The sequence below is a fragment of the Streptomyces phyllanthi genome (assembly GCF_009377205.1).
GTDB lineage: Bacteria > Actinomycetota > Actinomycetes > Streptomycetales > Streptomycetaceae > Streptomyces > Streptomyces phyllanthi.
In genome coordinates this window covers 1-2,332 of the sequence record NZ_VJZE01000797.1, presented here as the reverse complement: position 1 = coordinate 2,332, position 2,332 = coordinate 1, and the positions used below count along the sequence as shown (strand labels likewise).

Sequence of the window (2,332 nt, the reverse complement as noted above, 5' to 3'; positions counted from 1 at the left end):
CACGGGAGTTCGGCGAGGCGGACGTTGCGGAAGTCGTCGGCGTCGCGGAAGTAGGCGTACGCGTCCTCGCCGCGCCCGGTGCCGTCGACCTGCCCGGCGCGGGAGTACAGCAGGCGGGCCTGGCCGACGAGTTCGCGTTCCGTCCCGGTCAGTGCCTCACCGTGCGCCGCGAGATCGACGGCCGCGACGAGCGGCGCTCGTACTCGATCTGTTCACCGGCCGGTACGGCGCCGCGCATCGGCGTTCGCGTGGTACCGGGCGGGCTGTTCTCCTCCTGGCTGGTACACGGCGTACGCCCCGGTGACATCCTGCAGGTCATGGCCCCGGCGGGTGCGTTCAGCCCCGACCTCACCTCTCCCGGCGGCCCGGCCCACCATGCGCTCATCGCCGCCGGGTCCGGCGTCACACCGATGATGTCCATCGCCGCGTCCGTCCTCGCCGCGGACGAGGGCGCGCGCGTCACGCTCCTGTACGGCAACCGGCGCACCGGCACAGTGATGTTCGCGGACGAACTCGCCGACCTCAAGGACCGGTACCCGGCCCGCTTTCAGCTCGCCCACGTCCTGTCCCGCGAGCCGCGCGAGGCCGAGCTGCTCTCCGGCCGGCTCGACACCGAGCGGCTCACCGCGTTGCTGGACGCCCTCCTCGATGTCCGGGACGTCGCCCACTGGTGGCTGTGCGGCCCGCACGGCATGGTGCGCGATGCCCGCGCGCTCCTCACCGGACTCGGCGTCCCGGCGGACCGTGTCCACCAGGAACTGTTCCACGCGGACGAGGAACCGCCCACGACACCCCTCGCCGACCGCGACGACGCCACCGACCGGGGCCCGACGAGCGAGATCACCGTGATCCTCGAAGGCCGGGCCACCACGTTCACCGCGTCACGCCACAGCAGCGTCCTCGACAGTGCTCAACAGGCCCGCCCCGACCTGCCGTTCGCATGCAAGGGCGGCGTCTGCGGCACCTGTCGCGCCCTCGTCACCGAAGGCGCCGCCGACATGCGCCGCAACTACGCGCTGGAACCGGCGGAGGTCCTGGCGGGCTACGTCCTCACCTGCCAGACCCGTACCGCCTCCGACACGCTCACCGTCGACTTCGACAGTTGAGCACGCCGCCCGACCCGACCCTCGAGGGGACGGCCGGTGCGGGGCGACGAGGCCCCGGGGTCAGGTCGTGCCGCGACCAGCAACTCCATTCGATCGAGTCAGGCCGGCGTAGCGGTGAGCGAGTCCGCCGGGGAGCAGGTATTCGGCCAGTAGGTTGCCTGCGCGGTGGGACGGCAACCCCATGTCGTGCAGGAGCTCGTCGGCGCAGTGGATGTCGTAGGGGCCGAAGTCGTAGCCGCCGGAGCCCGGCAGGACCTGTTCCTGCCAGGCCAGGCGGGCGTCGATGGCTTCCCGCATCTCCTGCTCGCTCGGGGTGGTGCGCAGCGTGGTCCGGAAATGGCGGGTCAGCCAGTGTGCGGTGAGTTCCATGCCCATGATGTTGTTGAAGACCTGCCGGAAACCGACGAATGCCAGCCGGTCGGCGTCCGGTGGCACGATGCCTCGGTAGAGCCGCAGCCGCCCGGCGGAATCGTGCACCGGCACTCTCGGATCCAGGAACGGGAAGACCTTGTGGTGACCCGTGGCGAACACGATGACGTCCGCGGCCACTTCCTCGCCGGTCACCAGTCGCAGTCCCTGTTCGGTGTACGCCTCGACCGCACTGACCTTGGGGGCGATCAGGCCACGGCGAACGGCCCGCACGTAGCCTCGTGGCATCACGCCCGCATGGGCCAGGTGGAAGGGGAGCGCTCGGGCGGGCCGCAGATGCTTCGGCAGCCGGTAGAGCCCGGTGGAGAACAGCATGTCGCGGGTGATGAGCCACCACAGAGCCCGTTTTACCCGCTCGTCGATGCGGTCGATCGAACGGATGCAGGCCGGATCGTGGTAGCGGGGCAGGAGTGCCTCGCCGAACCGGGTGAACAGGATCCACTTGTAGCCGACCAGACCGAGCAGGAGCCGCTCGGGGACCATCCAGTTCACCTTGCGCTGCACAAGGGTGGCCGAGGTCGCCTCGTGTGCGGCGCGGGTGATCAGATCCAACGCGGACTTGCCGCCGCCCACGACGACCACGCGCCGACCGGCACATGTCCCGGCCCTCACCTCGTTGGAATGCAGCACGGTCCCGCGGAACGACTCACGCCCGGGTAACTCGGGCAGGTGGGCATGGTGATGAGCCCCGCTGGCGACGACGACGTAGTCGAATCGTTCGCGCTGAGCCTCCGCCGTCTTCTCCCCCGCGGGCCGCGAGTCGATCCACCAGCCGGAGGCGCCCACCCGCCCAGCTC

2 protein-coding genes are annotated in these 2,332 nt (G+C 70.5%); one reads left to right on the top strand and one right to left on the bottom strand.

The window, feature by feature from the left end; all coding sequences use genetic code 11:
* Window positions 1-1,106, top strand: a 1,106-nt coding sequence (paaE, locus tag FNH04_RS44965; RefSeq protein WP_456154892.1) for a 1,2-phenylacetyl-CoA epoxidase subunit PaaE, incomplete at its 5' end; no start/stop codon positions are given.
* Window positions 1,107-1,166: 60 nt separating this feature from the next.
* On the opposite strand, the gene FNH04_RS44960 is transcribed toward paaE, so the two are convergent.
* Window positions 1,167-2,332: FAD-dependent oxidoreductase (locus tag FNH04_RS44960; protein WP_152791994.1), on the bottom strand; the 1,166-nt coding region annotated here is incomplete at its 5' end.